The sequence below is a fragment of the Burkholderia sp. HI2761 genome, assembly GCF_002223355.1.
Classification (GTDB): Bacteria; Pseudomonadota; Gammaproteobacteria; order Burkholderiales; family Burkholderiaceae; genus Burkholderia.
The window spans coordinates 30676-56076 of record NZ_NKFN01000003.1; the positions used below are offsets into that span (position 1 = coordinate 30676).

The 25401-nt window shown below is 65.4% G+C and carries 29 protein-coding genes; 25 read left to right on the forward strand and 4 right to left on the reverse strand.

Annotation, left to right across the window (positions count from 1 at the left end):
- Positions 1 to 6: 6 nt before the first annotated feature.
- From rplF to dsbD, 15 genes are all read left to right on the forward strand, one after another.
- Positions 7 to 537 (forward strand): 50S ribosomal protein L6, encoded by a 531-nt coding sequence (gene rplF / locus CFB46_RS05575; RefSeq protein ID WP_027783304.1) that lies wholly within the window; start codon positions 7 to 9, stop codon positions 535 to 537.
- Between the two features lie 12 nt (positions 538 to 549).
- Entirely contained in the window at positions 550 to 915 is a 366-nt protein-coding gene (rplR, locus tag CFB46_RS05580; RefSeq protein ID WP_006477183.1) for a 50S ribosomal protein L18, read from the forward strand.
- Between the two features lie 14 nt (positions 916 to 929).
- Positions 930 to 1448 (forward strand): 30S ribosomal protein S5, encoded by a 519-nt coding sequence (gene rpsE, locus CFB46_RS05585; protein ID WP_006752931.1) that lies wholly within the window; start codon positions 930 to 932, stop codon positions 1446 to 1448.
- Between the two features lie 15 nt (positions 1449 to 1463).
- Positions 1464 to 1646 (forward strand): 50S ribosomal protein L30, encoded by a 183-nt coding sequence (gene rpmD / locus CFB46_RS05590; RefSeq protein ID WP_006400644.1) that lies wholly within the window; start codon positions 1464 to 1466, stop codon positions 1644 to 1646.
- 26 nt (positions 1647 to 1672) lie between these two features.
- Complete coding sequence (gene rplO, locus CFB46_RS05595; protein WP_006477180.1) at positions 1673 to 2107, forward strand: 50S ribosomal protein L15; 435 nt, start codon at positions 1673 to 1675, stop codon at positions 2105 to 2107.
- A gap of 42 nt (positions 2108 to 2149) precedes the next feature.
- A complete protein-coding gene (secY, locus tag CFB46_RS05600) occupies positions 2150 to 3499 on the forward strand; it encodes a preprotein translocase subunit SecY (protein WP_011655761.1) in 1350 nt (449 codons plus the stop codon).
- A 7-nt stretch (positions 3500 to 3506) separates the two neighbouring features.
- Complete coding sequence (gene infA, locus CFB46_RS05605) at positions 3507 to 3725, forward strand: translation initiation factor IF-1 (RefSeq protein ID WP_004521905.1); 219 nt, start codon at positions 3507 to 3509, stop codon at positions 3723 to 3725.
- A gap of 20 nt (positions 3726 to 3745) precedes the next feature.
- On the forward strand, positions 3746 to 3862 hold the full coding sequence (rpmJ, locus tag CFB46_RS05610; RefSeq protein WP_004199844.1) for a 50S ribosomal protein L36: 117 nt from the start codon (positions 3746 to 3748) through the stop codon (positions 3860 to 3862).
- 38 nt (positions 3863 to 3900) lie between these two features.
- Positions 3901 to 4266 carry a 30S ribosomal protein S13 gene (gene rpsM / locus CFB46_RS05615; RefSeq protein ID WP_006477178.1) on the forward strand — a complete coding sequence of 122 codons (366 nt, stop codon included), beginning with the start codon at positions 3901 to 3903 and terminating at the stop codon, positions 4264 to 4266.
- Positions 4267 to 4294: 28 nt separating this feature from the next.
- Complete coding sequence (rpsK, locus tag CFB46_RS05620; RefSeq protein ID WP_004197937.1) at positions 4295 to 4696, forward strand: 30S ribosomal protein S11; 402 nt, start codon at positions 4295 to 4297, stop codon at positions 4694 to 4696.
- Positions 4697 to 4850: 154 nt separating this feature from the next.
- A complete protein-coding gene (gene rpsD / locus CFB46_RS05625; RefSeq protein WP_006477177.1) occupies positions 4851 to 5474 on the forward strand; it encodes a 30S ribosomal protein S4 in 624 nt (207 codons plus the stop codon).
- Positions 5475 to 5598: 124 nt separating this feature from the next.
- The gene (locus CFB46_RS05630) at positions 5599 to 6576 is read left to right on the forward strand and encodes a DNA-directed RNA polymerase subunit alpha (RefSeq protein ID WP_006477176.1); all 978 of its coding nucleotides are present in this window, start codon (positions 5599 to 5601) and stop codon (positions 6574 to 6576) included.
- Positions 6577 to 6725: 149 nt separating this feature from the next.
- Positions 6726 to 7121, forward strand: a complete 396-nt coding sequence (gene rplQ, locus CFB46_RS05635; protein WP_006477175.1) for a 50S ribosomal protein L17 — start codon at positions 6726 to 6728, stop codon at positions 7119 to 7121.
- Positions 7122 to 7323: 202 nt separating this feature from the next.
- Positions 7324 to 7650: a divalent-cation tolerance protein CutA gene (cutA, locus tag CFB46_RS05640; RefSeq protein ID WP_027783305.1), complete on the forward strand. Its 327-nt coding sequence runs from the start codon at positions 7324 to 7326 to the stop codon at positions 7648 to 7650.
- Positions 7643 to 9490, forward strand: coding sequence for a protein-disulfide reductase DsbD (gene dsbD / locus CFB46_RS05645; protein ID WP_089499467.1), 1848 nt, complete (start codon positions 7643 to 7645; stop codon positions 9488 to 9490). The genes cutA and dsbD overlap by 8 nt, the downstream gene beginning before the upstream one ends.
- 130 nt (positions 9491 to 9620) lie before the next feature.
- Here the strand turns inward: dsbD and hemB are convergent, their stop codons facing one another.
- Positions 9621 to 10619, reverse strand: a complete 999-nt coding sequence (gene hemB / locus CFB46_RS05650; protein ID WP_089499468.1) for a porphobilinogen synthase — start codon at positions 10617 to 10619, stop codon at positions 9621 to 9623.
- 253 nt (positions 10620 to 10872) lie between these two features.
- Positions 10873 to 11532 carry a ribosome biogenesis GTP-binding protein YihA/YsxC gene (yihA, locus tag CFB46_RS05655; protein WP_006477171.1) on the reverse strand — a complete coding sequence of 220 codons (660 nt, stop codon included), beginning with the start codon at positions 11530 to 11532 and terminating at the stop codon, positions 10873 to 10875.
- Positions 11533 to 11746: 214 nt separating this feature from the next.
- Here yihA and CFB46_RS05660 point away from each other — a divergent pair, with 214 nt between their 5' ends.
- The 5 genes from CFB46_RS05660 to msrQ all read left to right on the forward strand — a co-directional run bounded on the left by CFB46_RS05660 (position 11747) and on the right by msrQ (position 17895).
- Positions 11747 to 12400: a c-type cytochrome gene (locus CFB46_RS05660; RefSeq protein WP_089499469.1), complete on the forward strand. Its 654-nt coding sequence runs from the start codon at positions 11747 to 11749 to the stop codon at positions 12398 to 12400.
- 218 nt (positions 12401 to 12618) lie between these two features.
- Entirely contained in the window at positions 12619 to 14832 is a 2214-nt protein-coding gene (locus tag CFB46_RS05665; protein WP_089499470.1) for a cytochrome c biogenesis protein ResB, read from the forward strand.
- A 4-nt stretch (positions 14833 to 14836) separates the two neighbouring features.
- Positions 14837 to 16033 (forward strand): c-type cytochrome biogenesis protein CcsB, encoded by a 1197-nt coding sequence (gene ccsB, locus CFB46_RS05670; RefSeq protein WP_089499471.1) that lies wholly within the window; start codon positions 14837 to 14839, stop codon positions 16031 to 16033.
- 159 nt (positions 16034 to 16192) lie between these two features.
- Positions 16193 to 17188, forward strand: a complete 996-nt coding sequence (msrP, locus tag CFB46_RS05675; RefSeq protein WP_089499560.1) for a protein-methionine-sulfoxide reductase catalytic subunit MsrP — start codon at positions 16193 to 16195, stop codon at positions 17186 to 17188.
- Between the two features lie 20 nt (positions 17189 to 17208).
- Entirely contained in the window at positions 17209 to 17895 is a 687-nt protein-coding gene (msrQ, locus tag CFB46_RS05680) for a protein-methionine-sulfoxide reductase heme-binding subunit MsrQ (protein WP_089499472.1), read from the forward strand.
- An 81-nt stretch (positions 17896 to 17976) separates the two neighbouring features.
- On the opposite strand, the gene lptM is transcribed toward msrQ, so the two are convergent.
- A complete protein-coding gene (lptM, locus tag CFB46_RS05685; RefSeq protein ID WP_027783313.1) occupies positions 17977 to 18255 on the reverse strand; it encodes an LPS translocon maturation chaperone LptM in 279 nt (92 codons plus the stop codon).
- A 36-nt stretch (positions 18256 to 18291) separates the two neighbouring features.
- Between lptM and cyaY the strand changes: the two genes are divergently transcribed.
- Positions 18292 to 18618, forward strand: coding sequence for an iron donor protein CyaY (gene cyaY, locus CFB46_RS05690; protein WP_027783314.1), 327 nt, complete (start codon positions 18292 to 18294; stop codon positions 18616 to 18618).
- Positions 18619 to 18697: 79 nt separating this feature from the next.
- On the opposite strand, the gene CFB46_RS05695 is transcribed toward cyaY, so the two are convergent.
- Positions 18698 to 21085 carry a penicillin-binding protein 1A gene (locus CFB46_RS05695; RefSeq protein ID WP_089499473.1) on the reverse strand — a complete coding sequence of 796 codons (2388 nt, stop codon included), beginning with the start codon at positions 21083 to 21085 and terminating at the stop codon, positions 18698 to 18700.
- Between the two features lie 226 nt (positions 21086 to 21311).
- Here CFB46_RS05695 and CFB46_RS05700 point away from each other — a divergent pair, with 226 nt between their 5' ends.
- The 4 genes from CFB46_RS05700 to pilQ are packed head-to-tail and all read left to right on the forward strand — an operon-like array spanning position 21312 to position 25379.
- Complete coding sequence (locus CFB46_RS05700; RefSeq protein ID WP_089499474.1) at positions 21312 to 22235, forward strand: competence protein ComA; 924 nt, start codon at positions 21312 to 21314, stop codon at positions 22233 to 22235.
- Positions 22232 to 22888, forward strand: coding sequence for a fimbrial protein (locus CFB46_RS05705; RefSeq protein ID WP_089499475.1), 657 nt, complete (start codon positions 22232 to 22234; stop codon positions 22886 to 22888). The genes CFB46_RS05700 and CFB46_RS05705 overlap by 4 nt, the downstream gene beginning before the upstream one ends.
- Positions 22885 to 23751 (forward strand): pilus assembly protein, encoded by an 867-nt coding sequence (locus tag CFB46_RS05710; RefSeq protein ID WP_089499476.1) that lies wholly within the window; start codon positions 22885 to 22887, stop codon positions 23749 to 23751. Before CFB46_RS05705 ends, CFB46_RS05710 begins: the two co-directional genes overlap by 4 nt.
- Complete coding sequence (gene pilQ / locus CFB46_RS05715; protein WP_089499477.1) at positions 23748 to 25379, forward strand: type IV pilus secretin PilQ; 1632 nt, start codon at positions 23748 to 23750, stop codon at positions 25377 to 25379. Before CFB46_RS05710 ends, pilQ begins: the two co-directional genes overlap by 4 nt.
- The last annotated feature ends 22 nt before the right edge of the window (positions 25380 to 25401 follow it).

The following is a 25401-nucleotide window of genomic DNA, read 5'->3' on the forward strand; positions in this document are numbered from 1 at the left end:
AGAAACATGTCTCGAGTAGGTAAAAGCCCGATCGCGCTGCAAGGCGCGGAAGTCAAGCTGGCCGACGGTGCTATCACCGTCAAGGGCCCGCTGGGCACCATCACGCAAGCGATCAATCCGCTCGTGAACGTGGCGAACAACGACGGCACGCTGAATCTGGCGCCGGTCGACGAAAGCCGCGAAGCAAATGCACTGTCGGGCACGATGCGCGCGATCATCGCGAATGCCGTGCACGGCGTGACCAAGGGTTTCGAGCGCAAGCTGACGCTGGTTGGCGTCGGTTACCGTGCGCAAGCGCAAGGCGACAAGCTGAACCTGTCGCTGGGTTTCTCGCACCCGGTGGTGCACCAGATGCCGGAAGGCGTCAAGGCTGAAACCCCGACGCAAACCGAAATCGTGATCAAGGGGATCAACAAGCAACAAGTCGGTCAAGTAGCTGCGGAAGTTCGCGGTTACCGTCCGCCGGAGCCCTACAAGGGCAAGGGCGTGCGTTATGCCGACGAGGTTGTGATCCTCAAAGAAACGAAGAAGAAGTAAGGGTGCGCAATCATGGATAAGACTCAATCTCGCCTGCGCCGCGCTCGCCAGACGCGTATCAAGATCGCTGAGCTGCAGGTCGCGCGTCTCGCCGTGCATCGCACGAACACGCACATCTACGCTCAAGTGTTCTCGCCCTGCGGCACCAAGGTGCTCGCCAGCGCGTCGACGCTCGAAGCTGAAGTGCGCGCCGAACTGGCCGACAAGTCGGGCAAGGGCGGCAACGTGAATGCCGCGACGCTGATCGGCAAGCGTATTGCCGAGAAGGCAAAGGCTGCCGGCATCGAATCCGTCGCCTTCGACCGCTCGGGCTTCCGCTACCACGGCCGCGTCAAGGCGCTGGCTGAGGCAGCTCGCGAAGCTGGGCTCAAGTTCTAAGGAAGGAATTCGTCATGGCAAAGATGCAAGCGAAAGTTCAGGCTGACGAGCGCGACGACGGCCTTCGCGAAAAGATGATTTCGGTCAATCGCGTGACCAAGGTCGTGAAGGGTGGCCGTATTCTCGGCTTCGCCGCACTGACCGTGGTTGGCGATGGTGATGGCCGCATCGGTATGGGCAAGGGCAAGGCGAAGGAAGTGCCGGTCGCTGTCCAGAAGGCAATGGAACAAGCTCGCCGCAACATGTTCAAGGTGCCGCTCAAGAACGGCACGCTGCAACACGAAGTGCACGGCAAGCATGGCGCATCCGCTGTCCTCCTCGCTCCGGCGAAGGCAGGTACGGGTGTGATCGCCGGCGGCCCGATGCGCGCAGTGTTCGACGTGATGGGCGTTCAGAACGTCGTGGCGAAGAGCCACGGTTCGACGAACCCGTACAACCTCGTTCGCGCCACGCTGGACGGTCTGCGCAAGCAGTCGACCCCGGCAGACATCGCGGCGAAGCGCGGCAAGTCCGTCGAAGATATTTTGGGCTAAGCCCGGGTGGTCACCATGTCTGAAAAAACTGTCAAGGTTCAGCTCGTCAAGAGCCTGATCGGGACCCGCGAATCGCACCGCGCGACCGTGCGTGGCCTGGGCCTGCGCCGACTCAACTCGGTTAGCGAGCTGCAGGACACGCCGGCGGTCCGCGGCATGATCAACAAGGTCTCGTACCTCGTTAAGGTCATCGCGTAAGCGGCCCTACGGATCAAGGAGTTGATATGGAATTGAATAACCTGAAGCCGGCCGCTGGCGCCAAGCACGCCAAGCGTCGCGTCGGTCGTGGCATCGGTTCGGGCCTCGGCAAGACGGCTGGCCGTGGTCACAAGGGTCAGAAATCGCGTTCGGGCGGCTTCCACAAAGTCGGTTTCGAAGGCGGTCAGATGCCGCTGCAACGTCGTCTGCCGAAGCGCGGCTTCACGTCGCTGACGAAGGAATTCGTCGGTGAAGTGCGCCTGAGCGACCTCGAGAAGCTGCCGGTCGACGAGATCGATCTGCTCGCACTGAAGCAAGCCGGCCTGGTCGGCGAGCTGACGAAGAGCGCAAAGATCATCGCGACGGGCGAACTGAAGCGCAAGATCGTCGTGAAGGGTCTCGGTGCCACCAAGGGTGCGCGCGCTGCGATCGAAGCGGCTGGCGGTTCGTTCGCCGAGTGACACGCGTAGCGCGTCGTCACTTGCATTCATCGGAGAAGGTACTTGGCTAACAGCCCGAGTCTTGCAAAACCCGGTCGAAGCACGGCGAAATTCGGCGATCTGCGCCGGCGAGCGATGTTCCTGCTCCTGGCGCTGATCGTCTATCGCATCGGCGCGCACATTCCCGTGCCGGGCATCGATCCGGATCAACTGGCTAAGCTGTTCCAGAGCCAGGCGGGCGGCATCCTGGGCATGTTCAACATGTTCTCGGGTGGCGCGCTATCCCGCTTCACGATCTTTGCGCTGGGGATCATGCCGTACATCTCGGCGTCGATCATCATGCAGTTGCTGGCGATCGTTTCGCCGCAGCTCGAGGCGCTGAAGAAGGAAGGGCAGGCAGGGCAACGGAAGATCACGCAGTACACGCGGTATTTCACCGTGGTGCTCGCGACCTTCCAGGCATTCGGTATCGCGGCCGCGCTGGAAAACCAGCCGGGCCTCGTCATCGATCCCGGCATGCTGTTCCGTCTGACGACGGTCGTGACGCTGGTTACGGGCACGATGTTCCTGATGTGGCTCGGCGAGCAGATTACCGAGCGTGGTCTGGGCAACGGTATCTCGATCATCATCTTCGGCGGGATCGCAGCAGGGTTCCCGAATGCCGTGGGTGGGTTGTTCGAGCTGGTGCGTACGGGTTCGATGAGCATCATTTCGGCGATCATCATCGTCGTTCTGATCGCCGCGGTGACTTACCTGGTCGTGTTCATCGAACGCGGTCAGCGCAAGATCCTCGTGAACTACGCGAAGCGTCAGGTCGGCAACAAGATCTACGGTGGGCAGTCGTCGCATCTGCCGCTGAAGCTGAACATGTCGGGCGTGATTCCGCCGATCTTTGCATCGTCGATCATTCTGTTCCCGGCAACGATTCTCGGCTGGTTCAGTACCGGTCAGCCGACGGGAAGCTGGATTTCCAATACGTTGCATAACGTTGCGGAAGCGCTGAAGCCGGGCCAGCCGGTTTACGTGCTGCTGTACACGCTGGCAATCGTGTTTTTCTGCTTCTTCTACACCGCACTGGTGTTCAACAGCAGGGAGACCGCGGACAACCTGAAGAAGAGCGGCGCGTTTGTTCCGGGCATCCGTCCGGGCGATCAGACCGCGCGATATATCGACCGCATCCTCACGCGTCTGACGCTGGCCGGTGCGATCTACATCGTCTTCGTGTGTCTGCTGCCGGAATTCCTGGTGCTGCGCTGGAACGTGCCGTTTTATTTTGGTGGAACGTCGCTGCTGATCATTGTCGTCGTCACGATGGACTTTATGGCGCAGGTGCAGTCGTACGTTATGTCGCAACAGTATGAGTCGCTGCTCAAGAAGGCCAACTTCAAGGGCGGCAACATCCCGATGCGTTGAAAGGACTATGGCCAAAGACGATGTAATCCAGATGCAGGGTGAGGTGATTGAAAACCTCCCGAATGCGACCTTCCGTGTGAAGCTGGAAAACGGCCATGTCGTATTGGGGCATATTTCCGGGAAGATGCGGATGCACTACATCCGCATTCTGCCTGGCGACAAGGTGACGGTTGAATTGACGCCTTACGATCTGTCTCGTGCACGGATCGTGTTCCGGGCGAAGTGATTTGAAAAAAGGGTATTATCATGAAAGTGATGGCATCGGTTAAGCGCATTTGCCGCAATTGCAAGATCATCAAGCGCAAAGGCGTCGTTCGCGTGATCTGCAGCTCGGATCCGCGCCACAAGCAGCGCCAAGGCTGACCGCGCGTTTGTTTGCGCTTTTTGTTTGAGGAAAAACAATGGCTCGTATCGCAGGGGTTAACATCCCGAATCACCAGCACACCGAGATCGGCCTGACGGCTATCTTTGGTGTCGGCCGCACCCGTTCGCGCAGCATCTGCGTGGCAGCTGGCGTCGATTTTTCGAAGAAGGTCAAGGATCTGACCGACGCAGACCTGGAAAAGCTGCGTGAAGAAGTAGGCAAGTTTGTCGTCGAAGGCGATCTGCGCCGTGAAGTGACGATGAACATCAAGCGCCTGATGGACCTCGGTTGCTACCGTGGCGTCCGTCATCGCAAGGGCCTGCCGATGCGCGGTCAGCGTACGCGTACGAACGCACGTACCCGCAAGGGTCCGCGTCGTGCAGCGCAAGCGCTGAAGAAGTAAGCGGAACTGACAGTTACAGGAAAACGTAATGGCTAAGGCTTCGAACACCGCGGCGCAACGCGTTCGCAAGAAGGTTAAGAAGAACGTCGCTGAAGGCGTGGTTCACGTTCACGCGTCGTTCAACAACACGATCATCACGATCACCGATCGCCAAGGCAACGCACTGGCATGGGCGACGTCGGGCGGTCAGGGCTTCAAGGGCTCGCGCAAATCGACGCCGTTCGCTGCTCAGGTCGCAGCCGAGTCGGCTGGCCGCGTCGCGATGGAATACGGCGTGAAGAATCTGGAAGTGCGGATCAAGGGCCCGGGCCCGGGTCGTGAGTCGGCAGTGCGCGCACTGCACGGCCTCGGCATCAAGATCACCGCGATTTCGGACGTCACCCCGATTCCGCACAACGGCTGCCGCCCGCCGAAGCGTCGTCGTATCTAAGGATGTGCTGGCACGTTCGTGCTAGCGCATTGCCTGTCGCCGCTCAGCGTCGACGGGCGTTGCTTTTTTGATTGACTAAGCCCACCGTTCGCCCCAAAGGGAGCGGACTAGCGCGGATTTCGATCCGCGTGACTGATTGATAAAGGAATGCAAAGTGGCACGTTATATCGGCCCCAAAGCCAAGCTGTCCCGCCGTGAAGGCACCGACCTGTTCCTGAAGAGCGCACGCCGCTCGCTCGCCGACAAGTGCAAGCTCGACAGCAAGCCGGGTCAGCACGGCCGTACCTCGGGCGCACGTACGTCCGACTACGGTACGCAGCTGCGCGAAAAGCAGAAGGTCAAGCGTATCTACGGCGTGCTGGAGCGTCAGTTCCGTCGCTACTTCGCTGAAGCCGATCGCCGCAAGGGCAACACGGGTGAAAACCTGCTGCAACTGCTCGAGTCGCGCCTCGACAACGTCGTGTATCGCATGGGCTTCGGCTCGACCCGCGCTGAAGCGCGTCAGCTGGTGAGCCACAAGTCGATCACCGTGAACGGCGTCGTCGCAAACGTCCCGTCGCAGCAAGTGAAGGCGGGTGACGTCGTCGCGATTCGCGAAAAGGCGAAGAAGCAGGCGCGTATCGTCGAAGCGCTGTCGCTGGCCGAGCAAGGCGGCATGCCGAGCTGGGTTGCAGTCGATGCGAAGAAGTTCGAAGGCACGTTCAAGCAGATGCCGGAACGCGCTGAAATCGCAGGCGACATCAACGAAAGCCTGATCGTCGAATTGTATTCGCGTTAATCCGATTGACGGCCGAGGTACCCCGATTGCGTCGCGCAAGGAGGGGCCTCGGCTGTTTATTTTCTGGTTGTTACCGGTCAGCCTTATCGGTGTAACGAGCCGAGGGTATTGAAAAGGAAAGCCCATGCAAACCAGTTTGCTGAAACCCAAGATCATCGCCGTGGAATCGCTTGGCGAGAACCACGCGAGGGTGGTCATGGAACCGTTCGAACGCGGTTACGGCCACACCTTGGGCAATGCGCTTCGCCGCGTGCTGCTGTCGTCGATGGTGGGCTACGCGCCGACCGAAGTCACGATCGCAGGCGTGGTGCACGAGTACTCGACGCTGGATGGCGTGCAGGAAGACGTCGTCAACCTGCTGCTGAACCTGAAGGGCGTGGTGTTCAAGCTGCACAACCGTGACGAAGTGACGGTGACGCTGCGCAAGGAAGGTGAAGGTGTCGTGACGGCCGGCGATATCGAGCTGGCTCACGATTGCGAAGTCATCAACCCGAATCACGTGATTGCGCACCTGTCGAAGGGCGGCAAGCTCGACGTTCAGATCAAGATCGAAAAGGGTCGCGGCTACGTGCCCGGCAACGTCCGTCGCTACGGCGAAGACACGGCCAAGATCATCGGCCGCATCGTCCTCGACGCATCGTTCTCGCCGGTTCGCCGCGTGAGCTACGCTGTTGAAAGCGCACGTGTCGAGCAGCGTACCGACCTCGACAAGCTCGTGATGAACATCGAGACGAGCGGCGTGATCACGCCGGAAGAAGCGATCCGCCAGTCGGCCCGCATCCTGGTCGACCAGCTGTCCGTGTTCGCGGCGCTGGAAGGCACGGAAACGGCAGCCGAAGCGCCGTCGCGTGCACCGCAGATCGATCCGATCCTGCTGCGTCCGGTGGACGATCTCGAGCTGACGGTTCGTTCGGCGAACTGCCTGAAGGCCGAGAACATCTACTACATCGGCGATCTGATCCAGCGCACGGAAAACGAGCTGCTGAAGACGCCGAACCTCGGTCGCAAGTCGCTCAACGAGATCAAGGAAGTGCTCGCTTCGCGCGGTCTCACGCTGGGCATGAAGCTCGAGAACTGGCCGCCGGCTGGTCTCGACAAGTAAGCCCGGTCGTAGCCCGGCTATAGCTGTAGTTGGCAAAGATGCGGATTTTCCTTTAAAATCCGCATCTTGCTTTTTTTCGTTACCGGCCCGTGCACCCTCCGAGGTGCGATAGAAGAGCTGGACCAAAACTTTGAATCAAGGAAACTGAAATGCGCCATCGTCATGGTCTGCGGAAACTGAACCGCACGAGCAGCCACCGTCTGGCTATGCTCCGTAACATGTCCAACTCGCTGATCGAGCACGAAGTCATCAAGACGACGCTGCCGAAGGCGAAGGAACTCCGTAAAGTCGTCGAGCCGCTGATCACGCTCGGCAAGAAGCCGTCGCTGGCAAACCGTCGCCTGGCGTTCAACCGCCTGCGCGATCGTGACTCGGTGGCGAAGCTGTTCGACGTGCTCGGTCCGCGTTTCGCGAACCGTCCGGGCGGCTACCTGCGCGTGCTGAAGTTCGGCTTCCGCGTGGGCGACAACGCACCGATGGCACTGGTCGAACTGCTCGACCGTCCGGAAGTCGACGAAACGGAAAACGTGCAAGAAGCTGAGTAAGCTTCCGGTACGCAGCAGCATCTGAAAGGGGCCGAGCAATTGCTTGGCCCTTTTTGTTTTTGAGATGCCGGCTGCGATCGATTGTCGCAGGCCGGTGCCGGCAGCGTTGCGCGGGCTGCGCTACGATACGGGGCAACCGGTGCGGTCCCCGAGCGGGTAACCGGCGCCGGCAGGAGCCTGCAGACCAGTGAGGAGGGCGCGGATGATAGTGGTGCTGATGCTGACGACGGTACCCGATGCGGCGACGGCCGCGGCGGTCGCCGACGGCGCGCTCGACGCGCGGCTTGCCGCGTGCGTGTCGGAGCTCGGTACGATCAAGTCGCGCTATCACTGGCAGGGCAAGGTCGAAACGGCCGACGAGATCCAGTTGCTGTTCAAGACGAGCCCCGTACGGGCGCTCGAACTGGAGCGATTTATTCTCGCGCATCATCCTTACGAGACACCCGAAATCGTCTCGTGGCAGACGACGGCATCGGCCGCGTACGGCCAATGGGTGACCAGCGAAACTCAACGTCTATTTCATGTTTAACGGTATGGCGCTTTCGGTGCGCGTGCGCGCGCTGCGGTTTCTAATGGTCCTGTTGTCGTTCATGCTCGTGCTGGGTGGCTTGTCCGCCGCGCGCGCGGCCGACGATTTCCTCGATCCGTCGGTTGCGTTCAAGTTCAGCGCGAGCGAATCGCCGGGACAAGTGGACGTCCGTTTCAAGATCGCCAACGGCTATTACATGTACCGCGAGCGGTTCGCGTTCGCGGTGAAGAGCGGCCAGGCGACGCTCGGCGAGCCGCAATACCCGGCCGGCCACGTGAAGTTCGACCAGACGTTCCAGAAGAACGTCGAGACCTATCGCGATGAAGTCGTCGTTCACGTGCCGGTGAAGCAGGCGGCCGGGCCGTTCGAGCTCGCGGTGACGTCGCAAGGGTGTGCGGACGAAGGGATCTGTTATCCGCCGGCCGAGCACGTCATGAAGGTCGATGGCGCCGCGCTCGGAGCCGCATCGTCGTCCGGCGAGACGGCTGCCGCGGGCAGCTGGTTCGACAAGGTCACGAGCGCGGATTTCGCGCAGTCGCTGCTCGAAGGCCACGGCTTTTTCACGATCATCGCGCTCTATTTCGTCGCGGGTGTCGTGCTGAGCCTCCTGCCGTGTTCGTACCCGATGATTCCGATCGTGTCCGCCATCATCATCGGCCAGGGCACGCGCGCGACGCATGCACGCGGCTTCGCGTTGTCGCTGACCTACGTGGTCGGCATGGCGCTGGTCTACACGGTACTCGGCATCGCCGCCGCGCTGGTCGGCCAGAGCCTCGGCGCATGGTTGCAGAACCCGTGGGTACTCGGCACGTTCGGCGTGCTGCTGACCGCGTTCGCGGTGGCGCTGATCTCGGGCAAGGACATCGCGCTGCCGGAGCGCTGGCAGAACGGCGCGGCCGAGGCATCGAGCGCGCGCCAGGGCGGCCACTTCGTCGCGGTCGCGGCGATGGGCGCGTTGTCGGCGCTGGTCGTCGGTGCGTGCATGACGGCGCCGCTGTTCGCGGTGCTCGCTTTCATCGCGCATACCGGCAACGCGTTGCTCGGCGGGGCGGCGCTGTTCGCGATGGGGCTGGGGCTCGGCGTGCCGCTGCTGGTCGTCGGCGTCGGGGCCGGGACGGTGCTGCCGCGCGCAGGCGCATGGATGGACGGCGTCAAGGTGTTCTTCGGCATCGTACTGCTCGCGGCTGCGCTGTGGATCGTGTGGCCGGTGCTGGCGGGCGGGCTGAAGATGGTGCTCGCGGCGTTGTGGCTGCTGATCGCGGCCGCGGCGCTCGGCCTGTTCACGCCGAATGCCGGCGCTGCGTCGATCTGGCGCCGCCTGGGCCGCGGCGTGGGCGCCGCGCTCGCGATCTGGGCCGCGACGCTGCTCGTCGGCCTGGCCGCGGGCTCGACCGACCCCGTCAAGCCGCTGGCCGTGCTGGCGGCGCGTACGGCGGCGTCCGGCGGTGCGGCGGCGGCCGGCGCGGCTACCGCGCAGGACGGCCCCGCGTTCGCCCCGGTGCGCTCCAGCGGCGAACTCGACACATTGCTGAAGACGTCGGGCCGGCCCGTGATGCTCGACTTCTACGCCGACTGGTGCGTGAGCTGCAAGGAGATGGAGCATCTGACGTTCACCGACGCACGCGTGCAGGCGCGGCTCGCGCAGCTTCACCTCGTGCGCGCGGACGTCACCGCGAACAATCCGGACGATCAGGCACTGCTCAAGCGCTTCAATCTGTTCGGGCCGCCGGGCATCATTTTCTTCGATCGCCACGGCAACGAGATCGGCCGCGTGGTCGGCTATCAGGCGGCCGACACGTTCCTGCGCAGCCTCGATCGGGCGGCCGTTCCGACGGTATGACGGTGGCCGGCCAGAGCGAGCCGGCGAATGAACGGTGTGGGGCCGGCTGACGGTCTCGATCGACGGTAAACAAAAAACGGCGGAACACCGAGGTGTCCCGCCGTTTTTGCTGGCGCCTGCCGGCGCGCGATCAGCGCTGCGCTTTCAGCAGACGCGCGGCATCGAGCGCGAAGTACGTGAGCACGCCGTCGGCGCCCGCACGCTTGAACGCGAGCAGCGATTCGAGCACGACCTTGTCGTGGTCGAGCCAGCCGTTCATTGCGGCCGCCTTCAGCATCGCGTACTCGCCGCTCACCTGGTACACGTAGGTCGGGAAGCGGAACTCGTCCTTCACGCGGCGCACGATGTCGAGATACGGCATGCCGGGCTTGACCATCACCATGTCGGCGCCTTCGTCGATGTCGAGGCGCACTTCGCGCAGCGCTTCGTCGCTGTTCGCCGGATCCATCTGGTAGGTCATCTTGTTGCCCTTGCCCAGGTTGGATGCCGAACCGACCGCATCGCGGAACGGGCCGTAGAACGCCGATGCGAACTTCGCCGAATAGGCCATGATCCGCGTATGGATATGGCCGTCGCTTTCCAGCATCTCGCGGATCGCGCCGATGCGGCCGTCCATCATGTCCGACGGCGCGACGATGTCGACGCCGGCTTCCGCCTGCGCACGCGCCTGGTCGACCAGGATCTCGATCGTGTCGTCGTTGATCACGTAGGCGTTTTCGTCGAGCACGCCGTCCTGGCCGTGGCTCGTGTACGGATCGAGCGCGACGTCGGTCAGCACGCCGAGTTCGGGGAAGCGCTTCTTCAGCTCGCGCACCGCGCGCGGGATCAGGCCTTCCGGATTGGCCGCTTCGCGGCCGTCGGGCGTTTTCAGCGACGGCTCGATGGCCGGGAACAGCGACAGCACGGGCACGCCGAGTTCGACGCATTGCTCGGCGACGTGCATCAGCAGATCGACCGACACGCGCTCGACGCCGGGCATCGACGGGACCGGCTGGCGTTCGTTGGCGCCGTCGACGACGAACACCGGGTAGATCAGATCGTCGGTGGTCAGGCGGTTTTCGCGCATCAGGCGGCGGGAGAAGTCGTCGCGGCGCATCCGGCGCGGACGATGAAGCGGATGGAAGCTCATGGCGATTTGGCAGAAATCAGGGCAAGAAGGACCTTACGGAACCCTTAGGTCATTTTCGAGATCGTTGGTATATGATAGCGATCGAGCGGCACGCGTTGCGTGCAACTCCCCGCTTCTCCTCCCTGAGCGGGTGCCTGTCGTTTTTCGATTAGGCTGTTTGACCCGCCGTTCGACGGCGGGTTTTTTTATGAGCCGGCCGAATCCGCAGGTGCCGTCAGGTGCGCACAGCCGATCCCAGCCGCGCGTTGCCCGCTCATTGTGCTACAGGCTCGCTTTTTTCGTCGGCGACGGACGGCCGCAGCCAGCTCTCGATCAGTTCGTGGGCCTCGTCGAGCCCCGTGCGCTTCAGCGCCGAGAACAGCTGGACCGTCAGCTTGCCCTTCACGCCCTGATCGCGATACGCGTCGAGCCCTTTCTGCGTATTGCGCAACGCGTTGATGCTTTCCTGCCGCGTCAATTTGTCGCACTTGGTCAGCAGCGTGTGGATCGGCTTGCCGGTCGGCGCGAACCACTCGATCATGCGTCGATCGAGATCGGTCAGCGGACGGCGCGAATCCATCATCAGGATCAGGCCGCAGAGCTGCGAGCGCGTCGCGAGATAGGACGACAGCAGCATTTCCCAGTGTGCCTTCGCGGCGCCGGGCACTTCCGCATAGCCGTAGCCGGGCAGGTCGACGAGGTTCGCGACGGGCTCGGCGGCCGGGCCGACGGAGAAGTAGTTGATATGCTGCGTGCGGCCGGGCGTCTTCGACGCGAAGGCCAGCCGCTTCTGATTGCACAGCACGTTGATCGCCGTCGACTTGCCGGCATTCGAGCGGCCCGCGAACGCAATTTCCGGCTGGACCGTCGGCGGCAGGTCGCGTAGATGGTTGACGGTCGTGTAGAAGCGGGCTTGATGGAGCAGAAAGGCCATGGGAACCGGAAGGACGGGCGGCGCGAGCCGCTTGGTGGAGGCGGGGTAGCCCCGATAGGCGCGGGAGCTTTCAACACAATATTGTACAATACGGCGGTTTTGCCGAAGGCCACCGGGCGCCTGCCTCGCGCTTTTATGTGGCTTCTGCGGTAGACTGAACGCCGTCGTTTTTTGCAGAACCTCAAATTCCCACAAGACGAAACAGGGTGTGCGAATGAATCGACTGTGCAAGTCTCTGATGGTGCTTCAGGTTGCAGCAGGGTTCGTAGGTTTCGTAGCGGAGGCAAACGCGGCAGATGCGGCCAAGCCGGATCTCGACCGCGGCAAGGCGATTGCCGGGCAGGTCTGCGCGTCGTGTCACGGCGCCGACGGCAATAGCGCGTCGGGCAGTTTCCCGAAGCTTGCCGGCCAGCATCCCGAATATCTGGTCAAGCAGTTGAACGACTTCAAGACGCAGCCGGGCGCGAAGGGGCCGGTGCGTAACAACGCGGTGATGGTCGGATTCGCGAGCGCGTTGAGCGCGGACGACATGCGCAACGTCGCCGCGTACTACGGGTCGCAGACGACGAAGCTCGGTACCGCACGCGCCGCGGCGACCGTGCCGGTCGGCCAGAAGATCTATCGCGGCGGCATCGCGGAGAAGGGCGTCCCCGCCTGCGCGAGCTGCCACGGGCCGACGGGGCAGGGGATCCCGGTCCAGTACCCGCGTCTGTCGGGGCAGTGGGCCGATTACACGGTCGCGCAGTTGACCGCGTTCCAGCAAGGTGCCGGTGCGCGCAACAACAACGAGGCGATGCATCAGATCGCGTCGCGGCTGTCGGATACCGAGATCAAGGCCGTCGCGGATTACATCGCGGGCCTGCGTTGAACGGTCAGCCGCGAATGGAATGACCGGGCGCCCGAAGGGCGGCCGGCGTCAGAACAAGAAAAGGGTGGGGCGCCGCGTCGTCGCGGTTGCCTCGCCCTTCTTTTTTGTCGGCACTCGCCGGGCCGAGCCGGGATGGAGAGGCTTGCGGGCGATGGGGGCTGCGCCCCCGAAGCGAACATAGTGAGCGTGGGGGCTGTTTCCCCTTAGTCGGAGTTTGAATGAGCGTTACCACGTCGGGGTTGCAGTCGAAGTCGAGTCAGGGTGCGTCGAAACGCGCGGTCGAGCTGCTGAGCTCGATGCGCTTCGCGATCGCGCTGCTGGTGGTGCTGTCGATTGCGAGCATCATCGGCACGGTCCTGACCCAGGACGATCCGTATCCGAACTACGTGAACCAGTTCGGGCCGTTCTGGGCGGACATCTTCCGCTCGCTCGGCCTGTACAACGTGTACAGCGCGTGGTGGTTCATGCTGATCCTGATCTTCCTCGTCACGTCGATCTCGCTGTGCGTGATCCGCAACGCGCCGAAGATGCTCGCCGATGCGAAGAGCTGGAAGGACAAGGTCCGCGAAGGCAGCCTGCGCGCGTTCCACCACAAAGCCGAGTACACGGCGTCCGGCACGCGCGCGACCGTCGCTGCGACGCTCGCCACGTTCGTCACGAAGGCCGGCTACAAGCACGTCGTGCGTGAAACCGGCGGCGCGACGCTGATCTCCGCGAAGCGCGGCGCGATGACCCGGTGGGGCTACATCTCCGCGCACCTGGCCATCGTCGTGATCTGTATCGGCGGCCTGCTCGACAGCAACCTGCCGATCAAATTCCAGATGTGGATGTTCGGCAAGAGCCCGGTCAACACGAGCGCGACGATCAGCGAGATCTCGCCCGACCATCGCCTGTCCGCGTCGAACCCGACGTTCCGCGGCTATGCGTGGGTGCCGGAGGGCCAGTTCGTGTCGACCGCGATCCTGAACCAGCCGAGCGGCTCGCTGATTCAGGATCTGCCGTTCTCGATCCAGCTCGACAAGTTCATCGTCGATTACTACACGACGGGCATGCCGAAGCTGTTCGCGAGCGACATCGTCGTGATCGATCGCGAGACCGGCCGGAAGATCCCGGCGCGGGTCGAGGTCAACAAGCCGTTCACGTACAAGGGCGTGTCGATCTACCAGTCGAGCTTCCAGGACGGCGGCTCGCAGATGCAGATGACGGCCTATCCGATGACGGGCAGCCACGCGGCGACCGTACCCGTGAAGGGCACGATCGGCAGCTCGGCGCCGCTGCAGGTCCCGGGCGCCGACGGCGATACGATCGAGTTCTCCGATTTCCGCGCGATCAACGTCGAGAACATGGCCGACGCGACCGGCAAGCCGGACGTGCGCGGCGTCGCGACGACGAGCTCGCTGAAGGAAGTATTCGATGAGCGGCTCGGCTCGGGCGCGAAGACGTCGAAGCCGACGCAGCTCCACAACATCGGCCCGTCGGTGCAGTACAAGATCCGCGGCAAGGACGGCCAGGCGCGCGAATTCAACAACTACATGCTGCCCGTCGACATGAACGGCGAGCGCGTGTTCCTCGCCGGCGTGCGCGCGAGCCCGAACGATCCGTTCCGCTACATGCGGATTCCGGCCGACAGCCAGGATTCGATCGGCGAATGGATGCGCCTGCGCGCCGCGCTCGAGGATCCGGCCGTGCGCACCGAAGCCGCCGCGCGCTTCGCGCAGCGCTCGCTGCCGGGCGACGCGTCGCTGCGCGGCCGCCTGCAGGACAGCGCGTCGAAGGTGCTGACCCTTTTTTCTGCGAGCGACGACAGCATCGGCCGCGGGGCGGACGGTCAGCCGGTCGGCGGCTTCCAGGCGGTGGCGACCTTCATCGACCGCTCGGTGCCGAAGGGCGAGCAGGAGAAGGCCGCGAGCCTGTTGCTGCGGATGCTCGAGGGCTCGATGTGGGAGGTCTGGCAGATCGCTCGCGAGCGAGCCGGCGAGCCGGCCGCGCAGCAGGGCACCGACACGATCCGCTTCGTGCAGAACGCGATCAATGCGCTATCCGACAGCTTTTTGTATGGATCGCCGGTCTATTTGCAGCTTGACTCGTTCAAGCAGGTGCAAGCTTCGGTATTTCAGTTGACGCGCGCACCCGGCAAGAATCTGGTGTATCTTGGCAGCCTGTTGCTGGTCGCCGGCATCTTCTCGATGTTCTACGTGCGCGAGCGGCGACTCTGGTTCTGGCTGAAGGACGCCGGTTCGGGCGTCGATGTGGTGATGGCAATGTCCACGGCCCGCAAGACCTTCGATTTCGAGAAAGAATTCGTGCAGACGCGCGACGCGGCCGGCGCCGCCTTGCGCGCCGCACCTCGCGACGCCGCGCCCGCCGGTGCGGCTTCGACGGCCCGCCCGCCTGCCGGCGGCGGTTCCGATTCCGAGAATTCCACCCGGTAACATCATGGATCTCACGCAAGTTTCCTCCTCCCGTACGGCGTCGGCCCCGGCCCCGGCGCCGGCATCGTCGCCGCTGTTCGACGAGCGTCCGTTCCTCGCGCGCCTGTCGCTGTTCGACTGGCTGTTCGCACTGGCGTTGGTGGCGGGCGCGGGCTACGCGCTCGTGCACTACAACGCGCACATGGATTACTACGACAAGGCGGTGATGGTCGGCGCCGTGCCGGCGCTCGTCGCGCTCGGCTGGCGCTGGAAGCCCGCGCGGCTGATGATGGCGTCGATCGCCGTGCTGTCGCTGCTGTCGATCCAGATCTACCAGGGCGATCTCGCCCGCGCCGATTCGGCGTTCTTCCTCAAGTATTTCCTGTCGAGCCAGTCGGCGATCCTGTGGATGAGCGCGCTGTTCGTGCTCGCGACGATCTTCTACTGGATCGGCCTGCTCGCGCGCTCGGAAACGGGCGCCGCGATCGGCCAGAAGCTCACGTGGGTCGCCGTGCTGATGGGCTTCACGGGGTTGATGGTGCGCTGGTACGAGTCCTACCTGATCGGGGCGGACGTCGGGCATATCCCCGTGTCGAACCTCTATGAAGTGTTCGTGCTGTTCAGCCTGATCACCGCGCTGCTTTATCTGTATTACGAAGGCCACTACGGCACGCGTTCGCTCGGCGCGTTCGTGCTGCTGGTCATCAGTGCGGCGGTCGGCTTCCTGATGTGGTACTCGGTCGCGCGCGATGCGCAGCAGATCCAGCCGCTCGTGCCGGCACTGCAAAGCTGGTGGATGAAGATCCACGTGCCGGCGAACTTCATCGGCTACGGCAGCTTCGCGCTGTCGGCGATGGTGTCGGTCGCGTACCTGACGAAGGAGCGCGGGATCCTCGCCGATCGCCTGCCGACGCTGGAAGTACTCGACGACGTGATGTACAAGTCGATCGCGGTCGGTTTCGCGTTCTTCACGATCGCGACGATCCTCGGCGCGCTGTGGGCGGCCGAAGCGTGGGGCGGCTACTGGAGCTGGGACCCGAAGGAAACCTGGGCGCTGATCGTCTGGCTGAACTACGCGGCGTGGCTGCACATGCGGCTGATGAAGGGCCTGCGCGGCGCGGTGGCTGCCTGGTGGGCACTCACCGGCCTGCTCGTCACGACGTTCGCGTTCCTCGGCGTCAACATGTTCCTGTCCGGGCTGCACAGCTACGGCAAGCTGTAAGATTTCCGCCGCTCGTCCGACCATATGACCGCCGGTGCACTGCGTGCCCGGCGGTTTTCTTTTGTAACGGGCGGGCGAACCGGGCGTCGAACGGCGCGTGACGGGCCGGGTCGAACGCTCATGAAGCGTGCGCGCCGCGCATGCGGGAGGAGCTGCACGATGTGGATCAAACGCCCTTTGCGTAACGTACTGACCGGCGCGGATATCGCGCCGAGCGAGATCACGCCGCGCGCGGTATTCGAGAACCGGCGGCGCGTGTTGCAGGCAGCCGGCCTCGCGGCCGCGGGCGGCCTGTTCGGCACCAGCGGCGCGGCGCTCGCCGCATATGCGTCGCCCGACCCGCGGGCGGCGAAGCTGGCGGCCAAAACCAACCCGAGATTCGTCGCCATCGACAAGGTGACGCCGTTCAAGGACATCACGTCCTACAACAACTTCTACGAATTCGGCACCGACAAGAGCGACCCGGCGCAGAACGCCGGCACGCTGCGGCCGCGCCCGTGGCGCGTGAGTGTCGAAGGCGAGGTGCAGCATCCGAAGGTGTTCGATCTCGACGAACTGCTGAAGCTCGCGCCGCTCGAGGAGCGCGTATACCGGCTGCGCTGCGTCGAGGGCTGGTCGATGGTGATTCCGTGGGTCGGCGTGCCGTTGTCCGAGCTGATCAAGCGCGTGCAGCCGACCGGCAACGCGAAATACGTGCAGTTCGTCACGCTGGCCGACCCGTCGCAGATGCCGGGCCTGTCGACGCCCGTGCTCGACTGGCCGTATTCGGAAGGGCTGCGGATGGACGAGGCGATGAATCCGCTGACGCTGCTGACGATGGGCGTGTACGGGCAGGTGCTGCCGAACCAGAACGGCGCACCGGTGCGGATCGTCGTGCCGTGGAAGTATGGCTTCAAGAGCGCGAAGTCGCTCGTGAAGATCCGCTTCGTCGACAAGCAGCCGAAGACGAGCTGGAACACGTACGCCGCGAACGAATACGGCTTTTATTCGAACGTGAACCCGAACGTCGATCATCCGCGCTGGAGCCAGGCGACCGAGCGGCGCATCGGCGAGGACGGTTTCTTCACGCCGAAGCGCAAGACGCTGATGTTCAACGGCTACGGCGATCTGGTCGCATCGATGTATCAGGGCATGGACCTGAAGAAGAATTTCTGAGCGTGACCGTGAGAAACGACATGCCTCCTTCGACGCTCACGCCCGCGCGCGCCGCGGGCGCCGGGCCGGCCGCGCGCGCGGCGCGGGCCGGTGCGATTCGTCCCGCCGCGCCGCGCTGGCTCGCACCGGCCAAGGTGCTGGTGTTCGCGGCGGGCCTCTATCCGTTCGCGCGCATCGTGCTGTTCGGGCTCACCGACCGGCTCGGCGCGAACCCGATCGAATTCATCACGCGCTCGACGGGGCTGTGGACGCTCGTCCTGCTGTGCATCACGCTTGCCGTCACGCCGGTGAGGCGCATGACGGGTTTCGCGCCGCTGCTGCGCTTTCGCCGGATGATCGGATTATTCGCGTTCTTTTACGCGACGCTGCATTTCACGACCTACTTGTGGTTCGACAAATGGTTCGACGTCGTCGCGATCCTGAAGGACGTCGGCAAGCGCCCGTTCATCACGGTCGGCTTCGCGGCGTTCGTGCTGCTGATTCCGCTTGCCGCGACGTCGCCGCGTGCGATGGTGCGCAGGCTCGGTCGCCACTGGGCGACGCTGCACAGCACGATCTACGCGATCGCGCTGTTCGGCGTGCTGCACTTCTGGTGGATGCGGGCCGGCAAGCACGATCTCGCGCAGCCGAAGCTCTACGCGGCGATCGTCGCCGCGCTGCTCGGTTGGCGGCTGGTGGCGTGGGGATGGCGGCGCGTGCGCGGGTGACGGGGCGGCCCCGAAAAACAAAAGGCGATGACCGGGAAGTCATCGCCTTGTATCGAGCGCCGCGCGGGCGGCATCGCGTCGTTACTTCGTGGCGGCCGGGCCCGACGCCGGGGCGGGCATGGTCGATGCACTGCTCGACAACTCGGGCGACAGCGTGAGCGGCGAGCCGGACGTGTCGGGCGACTCGTCGGACGACGCGTTTTCGTCGGTCGGTTTCACGTCCGACGGCGGCGTGTCCTGCTGCTGGATCGGCTTGGGCATCGGAGGCACGGTGGGCAGATAGAGCGCGCCGCTTTGACCGCAGCCGGCAAGAATCGCCAAAGCCGCTACAATCGCGCTCATCCGGAAAACGACTCGCATGATCGTTCCTGAACAATTTAACCGATAGAGTTTAGCATGTCCGATACTGAATACCTGGCCCGTGCAGAGGCCGTGCTGGCGGCCGTCGAGCGTACCGTGGACGCTGCGAACGACGGCGATCACGACATCGATCTGGAGCGCAACGGCAGCGTGCTGACGCTGACGTTCGAGAACGGCTCGAAGATCATCGTCAACCTGCAGCCGCCGATGAAGGAAGTGTGGATCGCCGCGAAGGCCGGCGGATTCCACTACCGTTTCATCGACGGCGCATGGCGCGATACGCGCACGGGCACCGAGTTTTTCTCGGCGCTCACCGAGTACGCGACCCAGCAGGCCGGTCTGCCGATCACGTTCAGCGCGTGACGGCCGGGGCTGCGCCCCGAACGCCGTGCCCATGAAAAAAGCGCCCCGCGGGGCGCTTTTTTCATGGCCGGGCCGCGGGTCAGTGACCGCGGAACAGGTTCATGATGTCCTGCTTTTCCTGCTCGTCGACGTGCGGCACGGCCTCGTCGACGTTCTGCGCGGCCGGCGCCTGCGGCACGCCGACCGTCGACACGAAGCCGTGGCCGGGCGTGAACTCGGTGAAGTACAGTTCGCCGCCGAGCGATTCGACGCCGTCGGGCGCCGTCGGCTTGAACTCCGGCACGCCCTTCAGCGCGGCGCCCATGTAGTCGATCCAGACCGGCAGCGACAGGCCGCCGCCGGTTTCGCGATCGCCGAGGCTGCGCGGATTGTCGTAGCCGATCCACGCGATCGCGGCGAGGGTGTGCTGGTAGCCGGCGAACCACGCGTCGTGCGAATCGTTCGTCGTGCCGGTCTTGCCCGCGAGATCGGTACGCTTCAGCACGTTGGTTCGCGCGCCCGTGCCGCGCTGTGCAACGCTCTGCAGCAGGCTGTTCATCACGTAGGCGTTGCGCGCGTCGATCGCGCGCGGCGCGTTCTGCTCGGCGACGAGCGGCTGCGCGCGCGCGACGATCGCGCCGTTCGGATCGGTGACTTCGGCGATCAGGTACGGATTGACGCGATAGCCGCCGTTCGCGAAGACCGAATACGCGCCCGCCATCTGCAGCGGCGTGACCTGGCCGGCGCCGAGTGCCATCGGCAGGTAGGCCGGATGGCGGTCGGCATCGAAGCCGAAGCGCGTGATGTATTGCTGCGCGTATTTCGTACCGATGTGGTTCAGGATCCGGATCGACACGAGGTTGCGCGAGCGCTGCAGCGCGGTGCGCATCGACATCGGGCCCTCGAAGCCGCCGCCGTAGTTCTTCGGCTCCCACGGCTGGCCGCCGGTTTCCGCGGCGCTGAAATACAGCGGGCCGTCGTTGATCACGGTGGCCGGCCCGAGGCCCTTGTCGAGCGACGCCGAGTAGATGAACGGCTTGAACGACGAACCCGGCTGCCGCCACGCCTGCGTGACGTGGTTGAACTTGTTCTTGTTGTAGTCGAAGCCGCCGACGAGCGAGCGGATCGCTCCATCCTGCGGGACGATCGACAGGAACGCGCCTTCGACCTGCGGCAACTGCGTGATCGACCATTTGCCGGCGTCGTTCTTCACGACGCGCACGATCGCGCCGGGGCGGATGCGGCGGTTCGGCTGCGCGTTGGCGGACAGCGCACCCGACGCGAAGCGCAGGTTGTCGCCTTCGATCGTCGCATTGCTGCCGTCGATGAACGCAACCGTGATCTGGCGCGGGCTCGCGGCCGTCACGACCGCGGCGATCAGCTCGCCGTTGTCGGGATGCTCGAGCAGTGCGTCGTCGATCGCCTGTTCGCGATCGTCGGCGCCGGCCGGCAGCTCGATGAAGCCTTCCGGCCCGCGATAGCCGTGGCGGCGCTCGTAATCCATGATGCCCTTGCGCAGCGCGGTGTACGCGACCTGCTGGTCCGCGGAATCGATCGTCGTGACGACGTTGAAGCCGCGCGTGTAGGTTTCCTCGCGATACTGCGCGTACATCATCTGTCTGACCATTTCGGCGACGTACTCGGCGTGCACGCTGAAATCGCGGCCCGGACCCTTGACGACGAGCGGCTGCGCGGCGGCTTCGTCGTACTGTTCGCGCGTGATGAAGTTCAGCTCGAGCATGCGCTGCAGGATGTATTCCTGGCGCACCTTCGCGCGCTTCGGGTTCACGACCGGGTTGTACGCGGACGGCGCCTTCGGCAGCCCCGCGAGCATCGCGGCTTCCGCGAGCGTGATGTCCTTCAGGTCCTTGCCGAAATACACGCGCGCGGCGCTCGCGAAGCCGTACGCGCGCTGACCGAGATAGATCTGATTCATGTAGACCTCGAGAATCTGATCCTTCGTCAGCGCGCGCTCGATCCGGTACGCGAGCAGCATCTCGTAGATCTTGCGCGTGTAGGTCTTCTCGCTCGACAGGAAGAAGTTGCGCGCGACCTGCATCGTGATCGTGCTCGCGCCCTGCGACGCGTGGCCGTTCGTCAGCGCGACGAAGCCCGCGCGGATGATGCCGGTGAGGTCGACGCCGCCGTGATCGTAGAAGCGCGCGTCCTCGATCGCGAGGATCGCCTTCTTCAGCGAGTCGGGTACGTCCTTGAAATGGACGATGTCGCGGCGCTCCTCGCCGAATTCGCCGATCAACACGTGATCGGACGTATAGATGCGCAGCGGCACCTTCGGCCGATAGTCGGTCAGCGCGTCGAGCGACGGCATGTTCGGCCACGCCACGACGAGCGCGTAGCCGAGCACGAGGCCGCCGGCCACGACGACGGCCACGCACATCGCGGCGAAGCCGAGCAGGACTTTTTGCCACCAGGGCCGCTTCTTCGGCTCCGGGGCGGGAGGCGGGGACGTAGGAGTCGTGGATTGCATAGGCATACCGGAAAACAGTCCCGCGATTATAGCTGCCCGGTAAGACCGGTCCTGACGCAGGGGCCGCCCGTCGGAAAGCCGCGGGTCGGCGTGCCGTCAGCATAGTCCGTGCACGGCCGTCGCGAGCGGATGCTGGCCGTTTGGCCGACTGTCGGCCGCATGCGTCGCTTTGCAGAATCAGGTCTCGGAAACGCGGCGTGGGCCGCGACGATCTCGGGAGGCTGGGATGGCAGGACGATGGGTGGCGCGGTTTGCACAGGGCAGGCACCGGTCGACGGGAATCGACGTCGGTGCGCACGAAGTGAGGGTGGCCGTGCTGAGCCGGCGCGGCAGGGACGCGGATGTGCGCGTCGAGGGGCTCGAGCGGGAACCGGTCGGCTTGGCGGGCGGGCCGGAAGACGCGAGGTGGGCGGCGGTCGCGCGGTCGCTGGCGGCAGCCGTGTCGCGGCTGTCGGCGTCGGATGTTCGGTGCGACGCGCGCGGCGTGATGGCGCTGCACGACGACGAGATGCGTACCGCGACGCTCGATCTGGCCGGGCGCGGCGACATTCCGGACGCCGCGCGGCAGGCGGCCGAACGCATCTCGGGGCTGGCGCCGGACAGTCTCGCGTTCGACTGGCGGCACTACGGCGGCGCGCGGTCCGGCGAGATCGCGGTGGCGGTGGCGCCGCTGGCGCTGCTCGAGCGGCGGATCGACGTGGCCGCCCAGGCCGGTATCGACCTGACGGTGATTGACGGCGAGTCGGCCGCCGTGCTGCGCGCGCTGCGCTATGCCGCGCAGTTCGAACTCGACGCGCAGGGCGCCTACGCCGTGCTCTGGTTCTGCGACGCGGGCGTGCGCGGCTGGCGAATCGACGGCCCGTCGATCGTCCCGGTGCTCACACTGTCCGGCACGTTGCCGGAGGCACTGCCCGATGCATTGCGCCGGCGCGTGCTCGGGGCCGTGCGTTGCGTACTCGTCGCCGGAGACGAGCGATGTATCGCGCGCTTCGATACGTCCATCGCCGAGATTGGCGATGTGCTCGGCACGGCGGTGGTCCCGTTCGACTGCACGGGCTGGGACGGCCAGCCGTGCGTGCGCGCCGGCATGCCGGGCGGCCCGGCGTTTGCCGTCGCATTCGGGCTGGCGTTGCGCGGGGTGTGGGAATGATCGCCGGTCACGTGGCGGCAAACGGGGGCGCGGCGGAGGCAGCCGAGGAGGCGGTACGGGCGGTATTCGGCGACTTCAACCTGCTGCCGTATCGCGAGCGATTGGCGCAGGCGTTGCGGCGTCGCCGGGTCGCGCAGTGCGGTGTGGCGATTCTGCTCGGCGTGCTCGGCGCCGGCCTGTGGACGGGCGCTGCCGTGTTGTCGCGGTGGCGGGTGGACGCAGAGCGCGCCGGCGTGGAGGCACGGCTGCGGCAGTCGCAGCCACAGGTGGCTGCTGCGACGCGCGCCGCCAATGCCGCCGCTACGATCGAGCGGCGCGACGCGCAGGCGGCGGCGCTGGCCGCGCCTTACCGGCGCGTGGCAGGATTGCTGGCGACCCTGAAGCATGTGCGCGCCGATCATATCCGGCTCGACGCGTTGCGCATGACGACGACCGGCGCCGCGCTCGATGCGCGCGCCGCGAGTTACCGGGCGGCTGCGCGGTGGCTCGCCGCGATGGCGCGCGAGCAGCGCGACTGGCGGATCGATATCGAGACGTTGAAGCCTGTCTCGGATGCGCCGGCTTCCGCGGCCGGGATGCCGTTCCGGTTCTCGGTGCAGTTGCGCTGGCACGACGCGATGTCGTCGCGGACGGTGTCGGGAGGTGGTGCATGACGGCGCTCGTGCATTGGCCGGCGCTGCGCGCAGGCGCGGGGCTGGACCGCATGCCGCGCGTGTCGCCGGCGGCCATGCATGCCGCGGGTTGCGTGCTGGCTTTCGTTGCCGTGCTGGCAGGCGGCATTCATCTGGCGAATGCGGCCGACTGGAGCGGGCTGACACACAGCCGCGCGTTGCTCGCCGCGGCGCAGGCGCGTGCGGGCGACGCGCAACGCGTGCTTGCCTCCGCCGGACAACGGCGCGACGGACATCGTGCGTCGGCGCGCGACGAGCGCTTGCCGCATGCGCCGGAATGGGCAGCGCTGATGCTGGAACTGGCCGATCTCGCTGCGTCGAGCGGGCTGCACGGCGTGTCGATCGAGCCGCAGCGCGCCGATGGCGCGGCACCGGACGACCGACGCACCGTGCACATCTTCGCGGATGGCGGTTTGCGCGCGCTGGAGCAGATGGTCGGCGGGCTGGCGCGCTTCCCGGTGTTGGCCGTACCGTCGGCGCTGCGTATCGAGCGTGGCATGTCGGCGGCGCGGGTGGATATGTCCGTCGACGTGTTTCCGGCGCTGCCGGCGACAACGGCCGCGGCGGCCAACACGCCGGTTCGTGCCGCTGCGTCCGACGCCGATCCGTTCGGCGAGGCTGGCCCGACCGAAGGAGCGGGGCGCGCGGCCCGCCTTGCCGGCACGATTCGCGATGCGCGTACCGGTCTCGCGTTGTTCGACGACGGCGACGGCGCGTTCACGGCCGTTGCGCCTGGCGAGGTGCTGGGGGCCGCGCGCGTGGTGCGCGTCGATCGCACCGCCGTGACGCTCGCGACGGTGGACGGATCGCAGCGGCTCGTCCTGGACGACGGAGGCCGGCCATGACGAAACACGGCTGTTGGGTGTTTATCATCTGGGCCGGCGTGACGGCGGCTGACGCAAGCGCGTCGTTGCCGCCGCTGCCGGCGGTGTGGCCGGCCGGGTCGACGGATGTGTCGGCGCCGGGTTTGCCGCAGCCGCTGCGCGTGGCTGACGGCGTGGACAGCGCCGTAGCGGAGGACGCCGGCCCATCGCCGTTCGATCAGCCGGCGCGTGCGGCGCTGCAGACGGAAACCGCCGCGCCGGCCCTCACGCTGGAGGGGTCGCCGATCCCGCTGGCGCCGCCGGTCCGGATGAGCGATGCCGCGGCGCGGCCACCCGGCGATGCGGACGACGCGCGGCGGATCTCGTTGAATCTGCACGGCGCCGTGCTCGCGGCTGCGTTCGATGCGATCGCGCGGTTCACGGGGCTCAATATCGTCGTCGGCGAGCAGGTACGCGGCACGGTGACGTTACGTCTGAACAATGTCCGCTGGCGCGAAGCGTTCGACACGCTGCTCGACACGCACGGGCTCGCGATGTCCCGGCGCGGCAACGTGATCTGGGTTACACCGGCAGCCGAATTGGCTGCGCGCGAACGCGAGCGCTTCGAAATGCATGCGCGGGCCGCCGATCTGGAGCCGCTCGCGAGCCGTACGTTCGCGCTGCACTATCCGCGCGCGCAGGACGTGCAACGGCTGCTGGCCGGCGCGACCGGCCAGCGCCTGCTGTCGAAGCGCGGCGCCGCGGCGGCCGATCCGCGCACGAACCTGCTGTTCGTGACCGATCTCGCGCCGCGCATCAGTCAGATCGCGGGCCTGATCGACGCGATCGACCGGCCGTCGCGGCAGGTCCGCATCGAGGCCCGCATCGTCGAGGGCGAGCAGGGTTTCTCGCGCAACCTTGGCGCACGCGTCGCGCTGCGCGCGCAGGGGCGACCGTCGTCGGCCGAGGGCGCTTCATTCACGGCGGACGCGCGCAACGCGCTGGATCTCGCCGGGCGGCCGCTCGGCGGTTTCGACGCGGCGACCGCCGGCTTCACGCTGTTCGCCGCGCCGCTCAGCCGCGTACTCGATATCGAGCTGAGTGCGCTCGAGGCGCAGGGGCGGGGCCAGATCGTTTCGCGTCCACGGGTGGTGACGGCCGACCGCGTCAAGGCCATCGTCGAACAGGGTTCCGAGCTGCCGTACCAGGCGAAGGTCGGCAATGGCATGAGCGGTGTGCAGTTCCGTCGCGCGACGCTCAAGCTGGAGGTCGAGCCGCAGATCACGCCGGACGGGCGCGTGGTGCTCGATCTGGACGTAACCAAGGACAGCGTCGGCGAGCCGACCGCGGCCGGCCCCGCCATCCATACGAAGCATGTGCAGACGCGCGTCGAGGTCGAGAATGGCGGGACGGTCGCGATCGGCGGCATCTATGAACAACTGAACCGGAACGATGTGACGGGCGTGCCGCTCTTGGGCAAAATACCGTTTCTGGGCGCGCTTTTCCGGCACCGCGCGCAGCGCGACCAGCGCAACGAACTGGTCGTCTTCATCACGCCGACCGTCGTCGATGCGCGTTGCAGTGCACCCGACACGAGCGACGTAGGCGCCGAGAAAACGGGGCCGGAAGCCGCCGGCGCAGGCTCGACAAGGCAGCCGCTTTGCCAGTAAGCTGCGCCACACACCAGCAAGA